Source organism: Arthrobacter sp. TB 26 (assembly GCF_000427315.1).
Taxonomy (GTDB): Bacteria; Actinomycetota; Actinomycetes; order Actinomycetales; family Micrococcaceae; genus Arthrobacter.
This window is the reverse complement of sequence record NZ_AUPJ01000073.1, coordinates 1-2,899: the sequence shown is the minus strand read 5'-3', so window position 1 is coordinate 2,899 and position 2,899 is coordinate 1. Positions and strand designations below refer to the sequence as shown.

General features: G+C 68.0%; 4 protein-coding genes. All 4 read left to right on the top strand.

Features of this window, described 5'->3' with window-relative positions; genetic code table 11:
* Nucleotides 1–31 precede the first annotated feature (31 nt).
* The 4 genes from K789_RS26705 to K789_RS0101525 are packed head-to-tail and all read left to right on the top strand — an operon-like array spanning nt 32 to nt 2,839.
* Nucleotides 32–637: a thiamine pyrophosphate-dependent enzyme gene (locus tag K789_RS26705; RefSeq protein ID WP_416352780.1), complete on the top strand. Its 606-nt coding sequence runs from the start codon at nt 32–34 to the stop codon at nt 635–637.
* A complete protein-coding gene (locus K789_RS0101535; protein WP_024365205.1) occupies nt 630–1,685 on the top strand; it encodes an alpha-ketoacid dehydrogenase subunit beta in 1,056 nt (351 codons plus the stop codon). Before K789_RS26705 ends, K789_RS0101535 begins: the two co-directional genes overlap by 8 nt.
* A complete protein-coding gene (locus K789_RS0101530; protein ID WP_024365204.1) occupies nt 1,678–2,007 on the top strand; it encodes a biotin/lipoyl-containing protein in 330 nt (109 codons plus the stop codon). Before K789_RS0101535 ends, K789_RS0101530 begins: the two co-directional genes overlap by 8 nt.
* Nucleotides 2,008–2,011: 4 nt before the next feature.
* The gene (locus K789_RS0101525; RefSeq protein WP_024365203.1) at nt 2,012–2,839 is read left to right on the top strand and encodes an alpha/beta fold hydrolase; all 828 of its coding nucleotides are present in this window, start codon (nt 2,012–2,014) and stop codon (nt 2,837–2,839) included.
* Nucleotides 2,840–2,899: the final 60 nt, after the last annotated feature.

Here is a 2,899-nt window from a genome sequence, read left to right as displayed (position 1 = left end):
CCAGACACTGGACAAAAAAGACGGCGTCGCCATGACGTACTTCGGCGACGGCGCGTCCTCGCAGGGCGACGTCCACGAGGCCCTGAACTTCGCCGCCGTGATGAAGGCCCCCGTCGTGTTCTTCGTCCAGAACAACGGCTGGGCAATCTCGGTTCCCACCGAACGCCAGGTGGCGGGAGGCTCCGTCGCCGCCCGCGCCGCCGGCTATGGCATGCCGGCACTGCAGATCGACGGCGACGACGTCGTCGCCGTCGTCGAGGCCACCCGGCGTGCCTTCGCACACGCCCGGGCCGGAAACGGCCCCGTGCTCATCGAGGCCATGACCTACCGCCGCGGCCCGCACTCGACCTCCGACGATCCGGGACGCTACCGCTCCCTCGACGAGGAGCGCGACGGCGCCGGGATGGACCCGTTGGAACGTCTCCGGCAGCGGCTGCTCGCCGACGGCATCGCCGACGAGTCCTTCTTCGCCGAAGCCCTCGCCGCCGCCAAGGCCGAGGAGGAACAGATCCGCACCGGCATCCAGGCGCTCGGGTCCCGCCCCGGCACCGAAATGTTTGACCTGGTCTTCCAGGAAACCACCCCTGCCCTGCAGGCCCAGGCCGCCAACTGGCGCGAGGAGTCCGAACATGTCTAACTCGACCCTTGAAAGCAGTGCCGCTGCACGCACGAGCAAAGGCACACCCGCTTCCACCACCGTGATGTCCATGCAGCAGGCCCTGAACCGGGCCCTTGATGAGGTCCTGGCGGACAACCCCAGGACCCTGATCTTCGGTGAGGACTGCGGCCGGCTCGGCGGCGTCTTCCGGATCACTGACGGGCTGCAGGCCAAACACGGCGAACAGCGCGTCTTTGACACCCCGCTGGCGGAATCCGGCATTCTCGGCATGTCCGTGGGCCTGGCGATGGCGGGGTTCCACCCCATCCCCGAGGTCCAGTTCGACGGCTTCGCCTACCCGGCCATCAACCAGATCGTCTGCCAAATCGCCCGGATGAACTACCGCAGCCGCGGCACCATGCCAATGCCCATCACGTTGCGGGTGCCCAGCTTCGGCGGCATCCGCGCCCCCGAACACCACGGCGAAAGCCTCGAGGCGCTTTTCGCCCACGTTCCGGGCCTGAAGGTGGTCTCGCCGTCGAACCCGCACGAGGCCTACCACCTGCTCAAGTACGCCACCACCCGGCCGGACCCGGTGATCTTCATGGAGCCGAAGTCCCGCTACTGGCAGAAGGGCGAGGTGGACACCGCTACACATGACGCCGGTGGCGGCTCCCCCACCGGCGCCAAGGTCATGCGCGAAGGCCGGCACCTGACCCTGGTCGCGTGGGGCGCCATGGTGGCCCGCTGCCTCCAGGTGGCCGAACTCGCCGCCGAAGACGGGATCGACATCGAGGTCCTGGACCTGCGCTGGCTCAAGCCGATTGACGCCGCCGCGCTGGCGGCCTCCGTGCGCAAGACGCGCCGCGCCGTCGTCGTCCACGAAGCGCCGCTCACCTCGGGGCTGGGCGCCGAGGTGGCGCAGCTGATCACGCAGTCCTGCTTCGACACGCTCAAGGCGCCGGTGGAGCGTGTGACCGGCTTCGACGTCCCGTACCCCTCGGGCGATCTGGAAGACGAATACATCCCGAACATTGACCGGATCCTCTTCGGCATCCAGCGAGTATTGGAGTACAAACGTGGCTGAAATTTCCTTCCCGCTCCCCGACCTCGGCGAGGGCTTGATCGAGGCAACCGTGCTGGAATGGCTGGTGGCCCCGGGCGACCAGGTGGAGCGGAACCAGCCGCTTGTGGAGGTCGAAACCACCAAGTCAGCCGTGGAATTGCCCAGCCCGCAGGTGGGTAAGGTAGTGCGTATCCACGGCGGGCCCGGCGACAAGATCAATGTCGGTGAGCCCCTGATTGTGTTCGAGGTGCCGGACAACACCGCCGGCATTGTGGGCACGGTCCCGAAGGAAGAGGCACCGAAGCGCCGGGTCCGCCTGAGCGCCGTACTTGATGAGGACTGACACCATGAGCGGCAGACACACCGGCGAACAGCATTCCCACACCGTTGAGGGCACCGACCCCCAGCTGTACGTCGGGGTGCACGAACCCGAATCCGACGCCGGACTGCGACCGGTGCTGCTGCTGCACGGCTTTTCCTCCTCCTCCAAGCTCAACTGGGAGGACACCGGCTGGCTGACCGCGCTGCTGGAAGCCGGCCGCCGCGTCATCACGGTGGACCTGCCCGGCCACGGCCGCAGCGGCGCCCCCGAGGACATGGACTCGTACGCGCCCAGCAGGATCCGCGCGGATCTGCTGCAGATCGCGTTCGACGCCGGTGTCCGCCCCCTGCGCGACGGCGACCCGTCCAGCGGGCTGGACCTGATCGGCTACTCGCTCGGCTCCCGGCTCGCCTGGGAGTTCGGCGCCACCCAGCATGAGCTGGTGCACCGGCTGGTCCTGGGCGGTCCCAATGTCGCCGATCCGCTGGCCGACTTCGACCTGGTTGCCGCGCAACGCTACCTTGCGGACGGCACGCCGATCGCCGACGCGTCCACCGCCGGGCTGCTGAAGATGGCGCAGATGCTGCCCAGCAACAACATTTTCTCGCTGTTGTCCCTCGTGGAGGCCATCAAAAGCGAGCCCTTCGATCCCGCCGAAGCCGTGCCGCACATGCCGATGCTGCTCGTGGCCGGGGAAAAGGACGAGCGCGCCGCGTCGATGCCGGACCTCGCCGCCCTGGGCGCGAAGGCCGGTGCCATGGTCGAGCAGCTGATCCTGCCGGGCCGGAACCACACCAACGCCATCACCAGCCGTGCCTTCAAGCAGGGCGCCGTCAGCTTCCTGGGAGTCTAGTAGTCGACGCCTAACGGCAACGCGGGGTCACCTACGGCCCATCCAAGCACCGTGGATGGG